This is a genomic window from Pseudomonas sp. REST10, assembly GCF_029542605.1.
Lineage (GTDB): Bacteria > Pseudomonadota > Gammaproteobacteria > Pseudomonadales > Pseudomonadaceae > Aquipseudomonas > Aquipseudomonas khazarica.
In genome coordinates this window covers 1,589,367-1,605,883 of record NZ_CP035677.1, presented here as the reverse complement: position 1 = coordinate 1,605,883, position 16,517 = coordinate 1,589,367, and the positions used below count along the sequence as shown (strand labels likewise).

The 16,517-nt window shown below is 65.3% G+C and carries 16 protein-coding genes; 11 read left to right on the top strand and 5 right to left on the bottom strand.

Annotation, left to right across the window (positions count from 1 at the left end; translation table 11 throughout):
• The first annotated feature begins 156 nt into the window (after window positions 1-156).
• The 8 genes from minC to EWH21_RS07405 all read left to right on the top strand — a co-directional run bounded on the left by minC (window position 157) and on the right by EWH21_RS07405 (window position 7,213).
• Window positions 157-885: a septum site-determining protein MinC gene (gene minC / locus EWH21_RS07440; RefSeq protein ID WP_150608539.1), complete on the top strand. Its 729-nt coding sequence runs from the start codon at window positions 157-159 to the stop codon at window positions 883-885.
• A gap of 100 nt (window positions 886-985) precedes the next feature.
• Window positions 986-1,801, top strand: coding sequence for a septum site-determining protein MinD (gene minD, locus EWH21_RS07435; protein WP_037047179.1), 816 nt, complete (start codon window positions 986-988; stop codon window positions 1,799-1,801).
• Entirely contained in the window at window positions 1,798-2,052 is a 255-nt protein-coding gene (gene minE / locus EWH21_RS07430) for a cell division topological specificity factor MinE (protein WP_037047177.1), read from the top strand. Before minD ends, minE begins: the two co-directional genes overlap by 4 nt.
• Before the next feature lie 110 nt (window positions 2,053-2,162).
• Window positions 2,163-2,828 (top strand): RluA family pseudouridine synthase, encoded by a 666-nt coding sequence (locus tag EWH21_RS07425; protein WP_269319939.1) that lies wholly within the window; start codon window positions 2,163-2,165, stop codon window positions 2,826-2,828.
• 70 nt (window positions 2,829-2,898) lie between these two features.
• The gene (locus EWH21_RS07420; RefSeq protein WP_277700193.1) at window positions 2,899-4,188 is read left to right on the top strand and encodes a M18 family aminopeptidase; all 1,290 of its coding nucleotides are present in this window, start codon (window positions 2,899-2,901) and stop codon (window positions 4,186-4,188) included.
• Window positions 4,189-4,352: 164 nt separating this feature from the next.
• Window positions 4,353-4,940 (top strand): D-sedoheptulose 7-phosphate isomerase, encoded by a 588-nt coding sequence (lpcA, locus tag EWH21_RS07415; RefSeq protein WP_277700192.1) that lies wholly within the window; start codon window positions 4,353-4,355, stop codon window positions 4,938-4,940.
• 241 nt (window positions 4,941-5,181) lie between these two features.
• A complete protein-coding gene (locus tag EWH21_RS07410; protein ID WP_277700191.1) occupies window positions 5,182-6,054 on the top strand; it encodes an RNA ligase family protein in 873 nt (290 codons plus the stop codon).
• 1 nt (window position 6,055) lies between these two features.
• Complete coding sequence (locus EWH21_RS07405; protein ID WP_047591745.1) at window positions 6,056-7,213, top strand: AAA family ATPase; 1,158 nt, start codon at window positions 6,056-6,058, stop codon at window positions 7,211-7,213.
• Window positions 7,214-7,220: 7 nt separating this feature from the next.
• Here the strand turns inward: EWH21_RS07405 and EWH21_RS07400 are convergent, their stop codons facing one another.
• The gene (locus tag EWH21_RS07400) at window positions 7,221-7,970 is read right to left on the bottom strand and encodes an AraC family transcriptional regulator (protein ID WP_134677311.1); all 750 of its coding nucleotides are present in this window, start codon (window positions 7,968-7,970) and stop codon (window positions 7,221-7,223) included.
• Between the two features lie 250 nt (window positions 7,971-8,220).
• Here EWH21_RS07400 and EWH21_RS07395 point away from each other — a divergent pair, with 250 nt between their 5' ends.
• From EWH21_RS07395 to EWH21_RS07385, 3 genes are all read left to right on the top strand, one after another.
• Entirely contained in the window at window positions 8,221-8,925 is a 705-nt protein-coding gene (locus EWH21_RS07395) for a hypothetical protein (RefSeq protein ID WP_277700190.1), read from the top strand.
• 61 nt (window positions 8,926-8,986) lie between these two features.
• Window positions 8,987-11,383: an endopeptidase La gene (gene lon, locus EWH21_RS07390; RefSeq protein WP_277700189.1), complete on the top strand. Its 2,397-nt coding sequence runs from the start codon at window positions 8,987-8,989 to the stop codon at window positions 11,381-11,383.
• Between the two features lie 126 nt (window positions 11,384-11,509).
• The gene (locus tag EWH21_RS07385; RefSeq protein WP_037047429.1) at window positions 11,510-11,902 is read left to right on the top strand and encodes a protease inhibitor I42 family protein; all 393 of its coding nucleotides are present in this window, start codon (window positions 11,510-11,512) and stop codon (window positions 11,900-11,902) included.
• A gap of 271 nt (window positions 11,903-12,173) precedes the next feature.
• Here EWH21_RS07385 and EWH21_RS07380 read toward each other — a convergent pair whose 3' ends face one another.
• The 4 genes from EWH21_RS07380 to EWH21_RS07365 all read right to left on the bottom strand — a co-directional run bounded on the left by EWH21_RS07380 (window position 12,174) and on the right by EWH21_RS07365 (window position 16,516).
• Window positions 12,174-12,935: an ABC transporter permease gene (locus EWH21_RS07380; RefSeq protein WP_037047162.1), complete on the bottom strand. Its 762-nt coding sequence runs from the start codon at window positions 12,933-12,935 to the stop codon at window positions 12,174-12,176.
• On the bottom strand, window positions 12,932-13,861 hold the full coding sequence (locus tag EWH21_RS07375; protein WP_047591735.1) for an ABC transporter ATP-binding protein: 930 nt from the start codon (window positions 13,859-13,861) through the stop codon (window positions 12,932-12,934). Before EWH21_RS07375 ends, EWH21_RS07380 begins: the two co-directional genes overlap by 4 nt.
• A gap of 239 nt (window positions 13,862-14,100) precedes the next feature.
• The gene (locus EWH21_RS07370; protein ID WP_152488134.1) at window positions 14,101-15,039 is read right to left on the bottom strand and encodes a 2-hydroxyacid dehydrogenase; all 939 of its coding nucleotides are present in this window, start codon (window positions 15,037-15,039) and stop codon (window positions 14,101-14,103) included.
• 58 nt (window positions 15,040-15,097) lie between these two features.
• On the bottom strand, window positions 15,098-16,516 hold the full coding sequence (locus tag EWH21_RS07365) for an FAD-binding oxidoreductase (RefSeq protein ID WP_152488133.1): 1,419 nt from the start codon (window positions 16,514-16,516) through the stop codon (window positions 15,098-15,100).
• Window position 16,517: the final 1 nt, after the last annotated feature.

Sequence of the window (16,517 nt, the reverse complement as noted above, 5' to 3'; positions counted from 1 at the left end):
GCCGGCCTGACTCGCCAACCAGCCGCACGCCATGCGAACGCTGTCAGGGTTTGCCGGTCAATGTCCTGCAACCGGCCTTCGAGTTGCGGTGCGCAGTCGATACCGCTATAAGTCCGGCAACCTTTCGTAGTGCTGCAGAAGTCTCCTCTTTCGACCATGAGCCAAGCCGATCTCCTCGCCCAAGACCCCGTATTCCAGCTCAAGGGCAGCATGCTGGCCATCACCGTGATGGAGCTGGCCCACAACGATCTCGAACGCCTCGACGCCCAACTGACGGAAAAGGTCGCCCAGGCCCCGGCGTTCTTCAGCAACACCCCCCTGGTCCTGGCGCTGGACAAGCTCCCGGAAGGCGAAGGGCAGCTGGACCTGGCCGAACTGATGGCCGTCTGCCGTCGCCATGGCCTGCGCACCCTGGCCATACGCGCCTCCCGCGAGAGCGACGTGGCCGCCGCCGAAGCCCTGGACCTGCCGGTGCTGCCGCCGTCCGGCGCGCGCGAACGCCCGCTCGACCCGGCGCCGAAGAAGGTGGAAGAGAAACCCGCCGAGCCCGAGCACAAGCCCAGCCGCATCGTCACCACACCGGTGCGCGGCGGGCAGCAGATCTATGCCCAGGGTGCGGACCTGATCGTCCTCGCCCCGGTCAGCGCCGGGGCGGAACTTCTCGCCGATGGCAACATCCATGTTTACGCGCCCATGCGCGGCCGCGCCCTGGCAGGTATAAAGGGCAACGCCAAGGCACGCATATTCTGTCAACAGATGGGCGCCGAAATGCTGTCGATCGCCGGCCATTACAAGGTCGCCGAAGACCTGCGACGTGACCCGCTGTGGGGGGATGCCGTCCAGGTCAGCCTGTCGGGTGACGTGTTGAACATCACCCGCCTTTAACGGATACTGCGGCCATTTTTCAGGGACACAGAAAGGGCATCTGGAAGCCTTAAATGGCCACGGATTCCCGCGTTATCTTCTTTTTTTGGGGTGAATCACCTTGGCCAAGATCCTCGTAGTCACTTCCGGCAAGGGTGGCGTCGGTAAAACCACCACCAGCGCTGCCATCGGCACCGGCCTCGCCCTGCGCGGGCACAAGACCGTCATCGTCGACTTCGACGTCGGTCTGCGTAACCTCGACCTGATCATGGGCTGCGAACGCCGCGTGGTGTACGACTTCGTCAACGTCGTCAACGGCGAAGCCACCCTCACCCAGGCCCTGATCAAGGACAAGCGCCTGGAAAACCTCTACGTGCTGGCCGCCAGCCAGACCCGTGACAAGGACGCGCTGACCCAGGAAGGCGTCGAGAAGGTCATCGCCGAGCTGTCGGAGAACTTCGAATACGTGGTCTGCGACTCGCCAGCCGGTATCGAGAAAGGCGCGCACCTGGCGATGTACTTCGCCGACGAAGCCATCGTCGTGACCAACCCGGAAGTGTCCTCGGTGCGTGACTCCGACCGCATGCTCGGCCTGCTGGCGAGCAAGTCGCGCCGCGCCGAGAAAGGCGAGGAGCCGATCAAGGAACACCTGCTGCTGACCCGCTACAACCCCGAGCGCGTCACCAAGGGCGAAATGCTTGGCGTCGAGGACGTCGAGGAAATCCTCGCCATCCGCCTGCTCGGCGTCATTCCCGAGTCGCAGGCCGTGCTCAAGGCTTCCAACCAGGGTATCCCAGTCATCCTCGACGACCAGAGCGATGCCGGCCAGGCTTACAGCGACGCTGTCGACCGCCTGCTGGGCAAGGACATGCCGCATCGCTTCCTCGATGTGAAGAAGCAGGGCTTCCTGCAGCGCCTGTTTGGAGGTCGAGAATGAATATTTTCGACTTCTTGCGTTCGCGCAAGAAGGAAACCACAGCATCCATCGCCAAGGAACGCCTGCAGATCATCGTGGCCCACGAACGTGGCCAGCGCAGCCAGCCCGACTACCTGCCTGCCCTGCAGCAGGAGCTGGTCGCGGTGATCCGCAAGTACGTCAACATCGACCAGAAGGACGTGCAGGTCGCTCTGGAAGACCAGGGCAGTTGCTCGATCCTGGAACTGAACATCACCCTGCCGGATCGTTGATCGACACCGGCGGCGCTCACGGCGGCTTCGGCCGCCGTGTTCATTTGTAGCAACACGCACCTGCACGAGCGGATCTTCCGCGTCGCTTGCGCAGGCCAGACACATCGCGAATCCGTTCGCTCCGACACCAGCCACAGCCCATGCCGCTAAGCCAGATCGAAATCATTCACCAGGACGCCGCCCTGCTGGTGATCAACAAGCCCACCCTGCTGCTGTCGGTGCCTGGCCGCGCCGAGGACAACAAGGACTGCCTGGTCACCCGCCTGCAGGAAAACGGCTACCCCGAGGCACGCATCGTCCATCGGCTGGACTGGGAAACCTCCGGGATCATCGTGCTGGCGCGCGACGCCGACAGCCACCGCGAACTGTCGCGGCAGTTCCACGACCGTGAGACCGAGAAGGCCTATACCGCGCTGTGCTGGGGCCAGCCCACGGCCGACAGTGGCAGCATCGACCTGCCCCTGCGCTACGACCCACCGACCAAGCCGCGCCATGTCGTCGACCACGAACTGGGCAAGCACGCCCTGACCCACTGGCGCATTCTCGAGCGCTGTGGCGACTGGTGCCGGGTGGAGCTGACGCCGATCACCGGGCGCTCGCACCAGCTGCGCGTGCACATGCTGTCCATCGGCCACCCGCTGCTCGGCGACCGCCTCTATGCGCACGAACAGGCCCTCGCCGCCCACGAGCGCCTGTGCCTGCACGCCAGCATGCTCGCCCTCACCCACCCGCAAAGCGGCGAGCGCATGCGTTTCGAGTGCCCGGCGCCGTTCTGACCTGCCGGTTACGTCTCTGCCAAGCCGGGGCAAAACGGTTAAACTGCGCCATCGCTGTCTGGAGCCATGCATGCGCGAAGAACTCAATATCGGGCTGATCGACTTTCTCAACGCCTCCCCCACGCCTTTCCACGCGACCACCAGCCTGGCCATGCGCCTCGAAGCGGCCGGTTATCGCCACCTGGACGAACGCGCGACCTGGCATCTCGAGACCGGCGGCCGCTACTACGTGACCCGCAACGACTCGTCGCTCATCGCCTTCAAGCTGGGTAAGCGCCCGGCCCTCGAAGGCGGCCTGCGCCTGGTCGGCGCCCACACCGACAGCCCCTGCCTGCGGGTGAAACCCAGCCCGGAACTGCAACGCCAGGGCTACTTCCAGCTCGGCGTGGAGGTCTACGGCGGCGCCCTGCTCGCGCCCTGGTTCGACCGCGACCTGTCGCTGGCCGGCCGCGTCACCTACCGGCGCGACGGCAAGGTGGAAAGCCAGCTGATCGACTTCTACCAGCCGATCGCCGTGATCCCCAACCTGGCCATCCACCTCAACCGCGAGGCCAACCAGGGCTGGGCGATCAACCCGCAGACCGAGCTGCCACCGATTCTCGCCCAGCTCGCCAGCAGCGAGACCGCCGACTTCCGCGCCCTGCTCGCCGAACAGCTGGCCATGGAGCATGACTTCAACCCGGACGCGGTACTCGACTACGAGCTGAGTTTCTACGACACCCAGAGCGCCGCCGTCGTCGGCCTCAACCAGGACTTCATCGCCAGTGCGCGCCTGGACAACCTGCTGTCGTGCTACGCCGGCCTGCAGGCGCTGATCGACTCCAGCGACGAAGAAACCTGCGTACTGGTGTGCACCGATCACGAAGAGGTCGGCTCCTGCTCGGCCTGTGGCGCCGACGGCCCCTTCCTCGAACAGGTACTGCGCCGCGTCCTGCCGACAGGCGAGGGTTTCGTCCGCACCATCCAGCGCTCGCTGCTGGTCTCGGCCGACAACGCCCATGGCGTACACCCGAACTACGCCGACAAGCACGACGGTAACCACGGCCCGAAACTCAACGCCGGCCCGGTGATCAAGATCAACAGCAACCAGCGCTACGCCACCAACAGCGAGACCGCCGGCTTCTTCCGCCACCTGTGCCTGGAGAACGAAGTACCGGTGCAGAGCTTCGTGGTGCGCAGCGACATGGGCTGCGGCTCGACCATCGGCCCGATCACCGCCAGCCAGCTGGGCCTGCGTACGGTCGATATCGGCCTGCCCACCTTCGCCATGCACTCGGTTCGCGAACTCGCCGGCAGCCATGACCTGGATCACCTGGTGAAGGTCCTGACCGCGTTCTACTCGAGCCCCGAGCTGCCCTGAAACCTGTTGAAATCCGCTGCGCTTCAACCCTGCCGTGTTGCACCGGCTGAAGCGCCAGCCCAGTCGAAATGCCGATTTACAACGCGTAAACTCCGCTTTCTCGCCAGCTTTCGCCTTGCATGGCTCTGGCTCGCGAAACTGCCAAAGAGGTTCCAAGACCTGCCATGATCGAACATATCCGCAACAGCCTGCAGGAAGCCCAGCGTGCGCTGGAAGCCTTCCTCGGCAACGAACAGACCCTGGCCAACATCCAGCGTGCTGCCGAGCTGCTGGTCGAGAGCTTCGAGCACAAGGGCAAGGCCTTCTCCTGCGGCAATGGCGGCTCGATGTGCGACGCCATGCACTTCGCCGAGGAGCTGACCGGACGCTACCGCAGGAACCGCCCCGGCATCGCCGCCGTGTCGATCAGCGACCCCAGCCACATCAGCTGCGTGGCCAATGACTTCGGCTACGACTTCATCTTCTCGCGCTACATCGAGTCGCACGGCCGCGAAGGCGACGTGCTGATCGCCATCAGCACCAGCGGCAAGAGCCCCAACGTGGTCAAGGCCGCCGAAACCGCCAAGGCGCTCGGCGTGAAGGTGATCGCCCTGACCGGCAAGCCCGGCTCGCTGCTGGAAGACCTGGCCGACGTGTGCATCTGCGCCCCCGGCGGCGACTTCGCCGACCGTGTGCAAGAACTGCACATCAAAGTGCTGCACATCCTCATCGAGCTGATCGAACGCAAGCTGAGCCCGCAGAACTACGCCTGAAACGCCCTTCTTGCCCCTGGCCGTGCTTGACAACCGGCCAGGTTGGCGTTTGAATGCGCGCCCTTCGCTATTCAACCTATCTCCCAAGTGGTGAACGACGTGCCCTGCACCTGCCAACTCGCCTGATACCGACGACGGTCCATCGCGCCTGATGGCTGCCCGCGCACCTGCGCGGACGCTTCCCACGCCCTGCTGCTCGAGTCCTGTCGTCGGTTTTCCCTGATACCCAAGGAGAAAACCCATGAACATGGATTCATCGTGCAATCTGCACAACCTCGAACTGCACAAGTACCCACGTACACCGCATTTGCAAGGCTCGCGACTGCAGCCTGGCGACAGCAACGCCGACCAGGTGCGTTACCACGAACTGCATGGCCAGTGGCTGGTGGTCGAGGAAAAACTCGATGGCGCCAACGCCGGCATCAGCTTTTCCAGCGCCGGAGAGCTGTTGCTGCAATCGCGCGGCCATTACCTCACCGGCGGCGGCCGCGAGCGGCAGTTCAATCTGTTCAAGCAGTGGGCCGTGGCCCACGAACGCTGGTTACTGGAACGCCTGGAAGACCGCTACGTGCTGTTCGGCGAATGGCTGCACAAGAAGCACTCGGTGTTCTACGACCAGCTGCCGCACTACTTCTGTGAGTTCGACATCTGGGACCGCGCCCAGGGGCTGTACCTCTCCACCGCAGCAAGGCGCCACCTGCTGCAGGACGGCCCGGTGCTGTCGGTACCGGTACTGTATGAGGGCCCGGCGCCCAGGCGCCTGGAAGACCTGCTGGAGCTGGTCGGCCATTCGCTGGCCAAGTCCGCGATCTGGCAGAAAACCTTCGAGGCAGCGGTGGCGCGCGAAGGACTGGACCTGCCTCGTGCCTGGCGTCAATGCGATCGCTCCAGCCAGATGGAAGGGCTGTACCTCAAGGTGGAAGACGAGCACTGCACCCGCTCTCGCCTCAAATGGGTTCGCCAGGACTTCGTCCAGGCGATCCTCGACGCCGACCAGCACCACGCCAGCCAGCCTTTCATCGCCAACCGGCTGGCCACGCTGGCCGATCTTTATTCCCCTCGCCTGGCCCTGGACTGGAACGGCCCGCGTGAGGGTTATTCAGGGAGTTACTGAGATGGACATTCAACACTTGCAGCGCCTGGTGCCCGACGCGGGCCAGCGCTTCGACCCGGCAGCCTGCCTCGCGGCCATTCCGGCCCTCGGCCGGCTGGCCGAAACCCCGCAGGACGCCCATTACCATGCAGAGGGCAATGTCTGGATTCACACCTGCATGGTGGTCGAGGCGCTGCTCGAGCAGCGCGCGTACCAGCAGGCGACTGACGCGCAACGCTTCGTGCTGTTCTTCGCCGCCCTGCTGCACGACATCGCCAAACCGGATACCACGGTGATCGACAGCGAAAGCGGACGCATCGGCCAACCCGGCCACTCGCGGCGCGGCGCAGTGGACACGCGCCTGCTGCTCTGGCGCGCGGGCGTACCATTCGAGTGGCGCGAGCAGATCTGCCGGATCATCGCGGTGCACCAATTGCCGTTCTTCGCCCTGGGCGACTCGCGTAGCGGCCACAGCGCCGAGTTCATCCTTCACAAGCTGTCGTGGGAGTTGCCGGTGTGGATGCTCTGCGCGGTGGCCGAGGCCGACATGCAGGGCCGCGATTACATCGGCAAGGCCGCCGTACTCGACGACATCGAACTGTTTCGCCAGCTCGCCGCCGAGGAAGGCTGCCTGCACGGCCCGCGTGCCTATGCCGACGACTACACCCGCGTGCAGTACCTGCGCGGCGCCCGCGTGCATCCGGACTACGCCCTGCATGAGCCCTCGGGCTCGCAGGTGATCATGCTGTCCGGCATGCCCGCCAGCGGAAAGAATACCTGGGTCGAGCAACAGCACCCGCAGCTGCCGGTGGTGTCCTTCGATGACGCACGCCAGCAGCTGGGCCTGCGCCACGGCGAGAACGAGGGCGCCGCAGCGCACCATGCAATCGAACAGGCCAAGGCGCTCCTGCGCGAACAACGCCCGTTCGTATGGAACTCCACCCACTTGTCGGCACAGATGCGCAAGAAGACACTCGACCTGCTTTATGCCTACCAGGCTCAGGTCGAGATCGTCTACCTGGAGATGCCCGAAGCGACCATCTTCCAGCGCAACAGGCAGCGCGATACCAGCCTGAGCAATGAAGCGCTGCGGCGCATGCTGTTCAAATGGGAAGTACCGCTACCGACCGAGGCGCACCGGGTACGCTACTGCACACAGGACGCAGAGCGCAGAAGGTGAGGTGACTTCAGGCGGCACGTACCCGCTTGGGCGTCAGCCCCAGGTAGCGGCGCATCGCGGTGGTCAGGGCGCTCTGGCTGGAGAAGCCGCACTCTTCGGCGACCCGTACCAACGGCAGGTTGCTCTCGCGCAGCAGGCGGGCAGCCCGGTCGAGACGGGTCTTGAGCAGGTACTGGTGCGGGGTGAGGCCGACGCTGTCCTTGAACTGCGCATGGAAGTGGCTCGGACTCAGGCACATCACCTGGGCCAGCTCGGCAACACTGATGCGCCGCGCCAGGTGTTCGCCGATGTAATGATCGAGGCGCTGCAGGTCCAGCGCGCCCTGCGCCGGACGACGCTGTTCGCCGAACAGCCGCAGGTGCAGTGCACGCAGCAGCACGCCGCCGATGGAGCGCGCCAGGATCGAGTCGCTGCCGTAGCGCTCCAGCTCGGAGCCGGCATAATTGAGCAGGTTCTGGAAGTCGACATCGAGCGCCGGGTAGCAGGGTTTCTCGAACAGGCGGTGAAGCAGTTCGAGGTCCTCGCTGGGCGTGTCCTGCTCGTCCAGGTCGAGAATCAGCATGCGATTCTCGCCCATGCCGGCGAACTGGTGAGCCGCATCCCCGGGCACCAGGCAGGCACGCATGCGGCAGACCTCCCCACCACGGCCACCGACCTCGAATTCGGCACGACCGACCAGGGACATCACCAGTTGATGATGATCATGGGCATGTTCATGGGCCTGTTCATCCAGGCGGATCACACGGGCTTGCAACATAACGGCAGACTGACAGCACGAAACAAGGGTTGCACTTTACTCTTTTCCGCAAGAAAACGCCGCAACCACCCATCAGCAACAAGGTTGCACCTATAGCAACCCAGGCACCATCAGGTACCCCGGTGCGGTCGCCTGCTCCATTTCCGTGCAACACGACAGGCGCGTACTGCCGGAATCCGCCCCCCTCTGCGGCTGGCAGGGGAGTTGCTTCATCGAAGGATGAACCTGCACGCCGCCCTCACGAGCCTCCATGAGTCATGCCGCCCTCTTCGCCGTCACCCTGTTGATCACCCTGCTGGCATTGAGCTTCTGGCTGACCCAGCGCCAGGAGGCCCGCCAGCAGTCGGCACGCCTGCAGCAGCACAGGCAGGTCGCGCAGCGCTGTCTGGACCTGCTCCAGGCACTGCAGCTGCATCGCGGGCTGGGAGCCATGCAGGGTGCCGGGAACCTCGAGCAGCGCACGCGAGTGGCCCGGCAGCTCGACAGCCTGTGGCTGAACTGGCCCGGCGCCAGCCTGCAGCTGCCAGCCCTGCAGCAGGACTGGCCGCAGCTACGGCGCAAGCCCGGCGACTTCGACGCGCATTGCCGCCTGATCGAAGCCCTGCTGGCGGTGATCGAACAGCTCGAAGACCGCCTCTATCGCCACCACCGCCCTGCCATCCGCGGCCTGGGCGAAGCCTGCCGTTCGCTCGAGGACCTCTCTCGCCTGCGCGGCCTGGCGGTTCGCGCAGCGAGCTACGAGCGCTGTCCGCCGGGGCTGCAGATGCAGCTGCGCTTTCTCTGCGAGCGCCTGCTGAGCCAGCAGCAAGCGCCGCCGTTGCAGGCCCTGATCGAGCGCCTGCAGACCGAGCTGATCGAGTCCTCTCAGGTGCAACTGAGCCCGGATGACTGCTTCGCCCTGCTCACGCCGTTGATCGAACAACGCCTGCAGGGGATTCGCCTGGGCCTGGATTGAAGCGTTGAAAACCTGCAGCTGCCGCCCCATGTAGCAAGCAACGTGCAAGCAAAGGTGCTCCATGAACGATCAGGACATCCACCCCGAAGCAGTCGACGAAACCTTACAGCCTGGCGCGACCGGCCTGGTTCTGCCCGCGCAGCGACTGCCGGACAAGCTCTACATCATCCCCATCAACAACCGCCCGTTCTTCCCGGCGCAGGTCCTGCCGGTGATGGTCAACGAGCACCCATGGGGGCGCACGCTCAAACGCGTGGAGAATACCGAGCACAAATCCCTGGCAGTGTTCTACGTCGACACGCCGCCCGACGAGCACGGCGAGTTCGACCTCGACAGCCTGCCGGAGCACGGCACGCTGGTGCGTCTGCACCATGTCAGCGAGGAAGGCGGCAAGCTGCAGTTCGTCGCCCAGGGCCTGACCCGCGTGCGCATTCGTGGCTGGCTCAGCCGCCGTGGCCCGTACCTGGCCGAGGTGGAGTACCCGCAGGCGCCTGCCGATCCGCGCGACGAGGTCAAGGCCTACGCCATGGCGCTGATCAACGCGATCAAGGAACTGCTGCCGCTCAACCCGCTGTACAGCGAAGAGCTGAAGAACTACCTCAATCGCTTCAGCCCCAACGAGCCGTCGCCGCTCACCGACTTCGCCGCCGCCCTGACCACCGCCTCCGGCCATGAGTTGCAGGAGGTGCTGGACACCGTGCCCATGCTCAAGCGCATGGAGAAGGTGCTGCCGCTGCTGCGCAAGGAGGTCGAGGTCGGCCGCCTGCAGAAGGAGCTGTCGGCCGAGGTCAACAAGCAGATCGGCGAGCGCCAGCGCGAATTCTTCCTCAAGGAACAGCTGAAGCTGATCCAGCAGGAGCTGGGCATCAGCAAGGACGACAAGAGCGCCGACCGCGAAGAATTTCTCGCCCGCCTGGAAGGCAAGACTCTGACGGCCGCCGCGCAGAAGCGCATCGACGAAGAACTGAACAAACTGTCGATCCTGGAGGCCGGCTCTCCGGAGTATGCCGTCACGCGCAACTACCTCGACTGGGCCACCGCCCTGCCCTGGGGCATCCAGGGCCAGGACAAGCTCGACCTCGGCCACGCGCGCAAGGTGCTGGACAAGCACCACGCCGGCATGGACGACATCAAGCAGCGCATCACCGAGTTTCTCGCGGTCGGCGCCTTCAAGGGCGAGATCGCCGGCTCCATCGTGCTGCTGGTCGGCCCGCCCGGCGTGGGCAAGACCAGCATCGGCAAGTCCATCGCCGAATCCCTCGGCCGGCCGTTCTACCGCTTCTCGCTGGGCGGCATGCGCGACGAGGCCGAGATCAAGGGCCACCGCCGCACCTACATCGGCGCCATGCCCGGCAAGCTGGTCCAGGCCCTCAAGGAAGCCGAGGTGATGAACCCGGTGATCATGCTCGACGAGATCGACAAGATGGGCACCAGCTACCAGGGCGACCCGGCCTCGGCGCTGCTGGAAACGCTGGACCCGGAGCAGAACGTCGAATTCCTCGATCACTACCTGGACCTGCGTCTGGACCTGTCCAAGGTGCTGTTCGTCTGCACCGCCAACACCCTCGACTCGATTCCCGGGCCGCTGCTCGACCGCATGGAGGTGATCCGCCTGTCCGGCTACATCACCGAGGAAAAGCTGGCCATCGCCAAGCGCCACCTGTGGCCGAAGCAGCTGGAAAAGGCCGGCGTACCGAAATCACGCCTGGGCATCAGCGATGCCGCCCTGCGCGCGGTGATCGAGGGCTACGCCCGTGAAGCCGGCGTGCGCCAGCTGGAGAAACAGCTGGGCAAGCTGGTGCGCAAATCCGTGGTGAAACTGCTGGACGACCCCGAGGCGAAGATCCGCATCGGTGCCAAGGACCTGGAAGAGGCCCTCGGCATGCCGGTGTTCCGCAACGAGCGGGTACTGGCGGGTACCGGGGTGATCACCGGCCTGGCCTGGACCAGCATGGGTGGCGCCACCCTGCCGATCGAGGCGACGCGCATCCACACCCTCAATCGCGGCTTCAAGCTCACCGGGCAGCTCGGTGACGTCATGAAGGAGTCGGCGGAGATCGCCTACAGCTACGTCAGCTCGCACCTGAAGCAGTTCGGCGGCGACCCGAGCTTCTTCGACCAGGCCTTCGTCCACCTGCACGTGCCGGAAGGCGCCACGCCCAAGGACGGTCCCAGCGCGGGGATCACCATGGCCAGCGCCCTGCTCTCCCTGGCACGCGACCAGGCGCCGAAGAAAGGCGTGGCCATGACCGGTGAGCTGACCCTCACCGGCCAGGTCCTGCCGATCGGCGGTGTGCGCGAGAAGGTCATCGCGGCGCGCCGGCAGAAGCTGCATGAGCTGATCCTGCCGGAAGCCAACCGCGGCAGCTACGAAGAGCTGCCCGACTACCTCAAGGAAGGCCTGACGGTACACTTCGCCAGACGCTTTGGCGACGTGGCCAAGGTGCTTTTCGAATAGCCGCTGACGGCCAGCTTCAAGCTGCAGGAAAGAGCGGCGCGCGCTTCGGCTTGTCGCGTGCAACCTGTAGCTTGTGGCTTGCTCGTGCGGCTATGCTGAGCCAGGTTTCATCGATTGGAGTTCATCATGCACGCCCCCTTGCGCCTGCTCACCCTGTCCGCCCTGGCACTGCTCACGGCCTGCGCCCATCAGTCCGGCACGCTGGAGCTGAAGAAGGATCGGCAGTGCCCACTGACGCTGACCAAGGGCCAGTTGCTGATTCTCAGCCTGCCCAGCAACCCCACCACCGGCTTCCGCTGGATGCTCCGCGACACGGCGACGAACGTGCTGCAAAGCCTTGGCCCGGAGGTTTACACCAACCCGGAGGATGCTGGTCTGGTGGGCGCAGGCGGTATCTCCACCTGGCGTTTCAGCGCCCGCGAGCCGGGCGAGGGACGCCTGCTGCTGACCTACCAGCAGCCGTGGGAGCCGAGCGTACCGCCCGCGGATACCTTCGACTGCGAACTGCGGGTGAAGTGAGACAGACGACTGCTCAGGCTGGATCGCGCCTTGTCGATCCAGCCGGGTGGCGGATGTGAAGCGCGACACCCACCCTACGCCGCCTGTGAGAAGGGCTTCAGCCGCGACGACTCGTAGGGCGGGTGCAACCCGCCACCTATTCATGGCGGGTTTCAGCTTCCCTACCGACTGAGCATGAGCAGGGCGTGATGCCCTCGCGCCCTCGTTTCGCGGCTGAAGCCGCTCCTACTGTTTGACACTTGCACGACGTTAGCCGAGCACAGGCGCGGCATCAGCTCTTGAGGCGGTAACCGCTCTTGAAGATCCAGCCCACCAGGGCAATGCACAGCAGCAGGAAGCCCAGCACCATCGCCAGGCTGACGCCGACGTTGACGTCGGACACCCCGTAGAAGCTCCAGCGGAAGGCACTGATCAGGTACACCACCGGATTGAACAGGGTCACCGTCTGCCAGGTCGGCGGCAACATGCTGATGGAGTAGAAGGCGCCGCCCAGGAAGGTCAGTGGCGTGACGATCAGCGCCGGCACGATCTGCAGCTTCTCCCAGCCATCGGCCCAGACGCCGATGATGAAGCCGAACAGGCTGAAGGTCAGCGCCGTGAGCAGCAGAAACGCCACCATCCACAGCGGGTGCTGGATCTCGAAGTCGACGAACAGCCGCGCCGTGATCAGGATCACCACGCCGAGGATCACCGACTTGGTCGCCGCCGCACCGACGTAGCCGATGAGAATCTCCAGGTAGGAGACGGGCGCCGAGAGAATCTCGTAGATGCTCCCCGAGTACTTGGGCATGTAGATGCCGAACGAGGCGTTGGAGATGCTCTCGGTCAGCAACGCCAGCATGATCAGCCCGGGAATGATGAAGGCGCCGTAGCTCACCCCCTGCACCTGGGTCATGCTCGAGCCGATGGCCGAGCCGAACACCACGAAGTACAGCGACGTGCTGATCACCGGGGTGGCGATGCTCTGCAGCAGGGTGCGCCAGGTGCGCGCCAGCTCGAACAGGTAGATGGCCTTGATGGCATACAGGTTCATGCACGCGCCTCCTTGATCAGACCGACGAAGATCTCCTCCAGCGAGCTCTGGCTCGACTGCAGGTCCTTGAAATCGATACCGTGCTGCGCCAGATCACGCAGCAGTTCGGCGATGCCGGTGTTTTCGTGCTGGGCATCGAAGGTGTACACCAGCGCATGGCCCTGGTCCGCCAGTTCCAGGCCGTAGCGCGCCAGCTCCGCCGGCACGCAGGACAGCGGCTGCTGCAGTTGCAGGGTCAGCTGCTTCTTGCCCAGCTTGTGCATCAGCACCTGCTTGTCCTCCACCAGCACGATCCTTCCGGCGCTGATCACCCCGATGCGATCGGCCATTTCCTCGGCCTCCTCGATGTAGTGGGTGGTCAGGATGATGGTCACGCCGCGCTCGCGCAGGCGCCGCACCATGTTCCACATATCGCGGCGCAACTCGACGTCGACACCGGCGGTGGGCTCGTCGAGAAAGAGGATCTGCGGCTCATGGGAGAGCGCCTTGGCGATCATCACCCGGCGCTTCATGCCGCCGGACAGCTCCATGATCTTGGCGTTGCGCTTGTCCCACAGCGAGAGGTCCTTGAGCAGCTGCTCCAGGTAGGCCGGATCGGGCTTCTTGCCGAACAGGCCACGGCTGAACTTGACCGTGGCCCACACGGTTTCGAACACGTCGCTGACCAGTTCCTGCGGCACCAGGCCGATCTGCGAGCGGGCCGCACGGTAGTCGCGGACGATGTCCTTGCCACCGACCAGCACCCTGCCCTCGCCGGGGTTGACGATGCCGCAGATGATGCTGATCAGGGTGGTCTTGCCGGCACCGTTGGGGCCGAGCAAGGCGAAGATCTCGCCCTGGCGAATGTCCAGGTCGATACCCTGCAGGGCCGGGTGGCCCGATGCATAGGTTTTGTTCAATTGTTCGATGGTAATGACCGACTGCACGGTGACTGATCCCTTGCCTGCGGAAAACACCGCAGTCTACAGGGCTTGTGCGGCCCGATCATCGCGCGGCATGAAAAACGGCGCACTTGTGGTGCGCCGGGATGCAGCAGGAGAGGAAAGAAACGATCGCCGCGCTTGTGGCGCGGCAACGATAGGCCAGGCAGCGATTGCCAACCCGGCGTATTCAGGACCATAGGCCGGGTGAAACCCGCCGCCCTGGTTGGCGGGTTGTAGCCGCCCTACAACGGAGTCAGCAGCGTGCCGGTGTCGATATAAGCACGCAGGTTGTCCAGCACCAGGTCGGCCATCTGCTGGCGTGTCTCGACACTGGCACTGCCGACGTGCGGCAGCAGTACCACGTTGTCCAGCTCGCGCAGCGCCGCCGGCACCAGGGGTTCCTGCTCGTAGACGTCCAGACCGGCCCCGGCGATCACATTGTTCTGCAAGGCGTCGATCAGCGCCGGTTCGTCCACCACCGAACCACGCGCCACGTTGATCAGGAAACCATCGCTGCCCAGCGCCGCGAGCACCGCCGCGTCGATCAGGTGATGGGTCGCCTTGCCGCCGGGGCAGGTCAGCACCAGGAAGTCCGCCCAGCGCGCCAGCGCCAGCAGGTCCGGCTCATGCTGGTAGCTGCTGCCCGCGACCGGGCGCCGGTTGTGGTAGCGCACCGACATGGAGAAGCCCGACGCCCGCAAGGCCACCGCCTCGCCGATGCGCCCCATGCCGACGATGCCCAGACGCTTGCCACTGACCCGCCGCCCCAGCGGGAACGCCGCACCGTTCCAGGCACCGCTGCGGGTAAAACGGTCGGACTCGCTCAGGCGCCGGGCGCTGTCGAGCATCAGGCCAAAGGCCAGGTCGGCGACACAGTCGTTGAGCACATCCGGGGTGGTGCTGATGGCGATGCCGCGATCACGCAGCAGCTCCAGCGGATAGGGGTCGTAGCCAACGCCGAAACTGCTGATCGCCTCGAGATTGGGCAGCAGCGCCAGCTGCTCGGCGCTGCAACCGAAGCGCGCCGACGACACCAGGTAGCGAAACCGCTCGCCCTGCTCACGCAGGAAAGCCAGCGGATCGGCCTGCTGCCACAGGGCGCAGACCTCGTACCGCTCGGCCAGCTCACGATTGAAACGCTCGCTCAGCGGCGCGACTTGCAACACTCGAACCTTGCTCATGATGCCTCCTCTCTCGTCGGTCTGTGGACGCCGTCAGCGGCGTGGATATCGGTCGGGTTCACAACAGCTTGCCCGGGTTCATCAGCCCGGCGGGATCGAGTGCCTGCTTGATGCTGCGCATCAGCTCCAGTTCCAGCGGCGCCTTGTAGTGCTGCGCCGCCGCACGCTTGGATTGCCCCAGGCCATGCTCGGCACTGATGCTGCCGTCATCCTCCAGGGTCGAGTCATAGATCACCCGCATGATCGCCTCGGCCTGGGCCTTGAAGGGCGCATCGTCGCTGCCGGGCGGCTTGCTGATGTTGTAATGCAGGTTGCCGTCGCCGACGTGACCGTAGGCCACGACGCGCACGCCGGGAAAGGCCTGCTGCAGCGCCCGGTCGGTACGCGCGATGAAGTCGGGGATGCGGCTGACCGGCACGCTGATGTCGTGCTTGAGGCTCGGCCCCTCGTGGTTCTGCGCCTCGGAAATGCCTTCGCGCAGCGCCCACAGGGCCTCGACCTGGGCCTGGCTGCCGGCGACCACGGCGTCGAGCACCAGCGCCTGTTCGAAGGCTTCGCCCAGGCCCTGCTCCAGCAGGTCGTTCAACGCGGCATCGGGCTGGGTGTCGCTCAGCTCGATCAGGACGTACCAGGGATGCCCCTCGGCGAAGGGATCGCTGGCGCCCGCGACATGGCGCAGAACGAACTCCAGGCTTTGCCGCGACATCAGCTCGAAGCCGGTCAGGCGGTCGCCGCACAGCCCGCGCATCTGCCCGAGCAACGTCACGGCTGCCTGCGGACTGGGCAGGGCGACCCAGGCGGTGGTCAGGCTGCGCAGCGCCGGGAACAGCTTGAGCACGGCAGCCGTGATGATGCCGAGCGTGCCTTCGCTGCCGATGAACAGCTGCTTGAGGTCGTAGCCGGTGTTGTCCTTGCGCAGGCCGCGCAGGCCATCCCAGATGCGCCCGTCAGGCAGTACCACCTCCAGGCCGAGCGCCAGGTCGCGCATGTTGCCGTAGCGCAGCACGGCCGTGCCGCCGGCGTTGGTCGCCAGGTTGCCGCCGATCGTGCAGCTGCCTTCGGCGCCCAGCGACAGCGGGAACAGACGACCGACCTCGGCTGCCGCGTCCTGCAGCTGCTGCAGGATCACGCCGGCCTCGACGGTGATGGTGGCGTTGGCCACATCCACCTCGCGGATGCGCTTCAGACGGGTCAGCGACAGCACCATCTGCGCCCCCGACGCATCCGGAATCGAGCCGCCACACAGGCCGGTATTGCCGCCCTGCGGCACCAGCGCGACGCCGGCCTGCGCGCACAGGCGAACCGCCGCTGCGACCTCCTCGGTCGTGCCCGGGCGCAACACCGCCGCAGCCTGGCCACGGTAGGCGTTGCGCCAGTCGCTTAGGTAGCTCTGCATGCGCTCGGCATCGGTGATCAGGCCGGCCTCGCCCAGTGCGTCGCGCAGGGCCGGGAGCAGGTCTTCGGGAAGTCGTGTCATC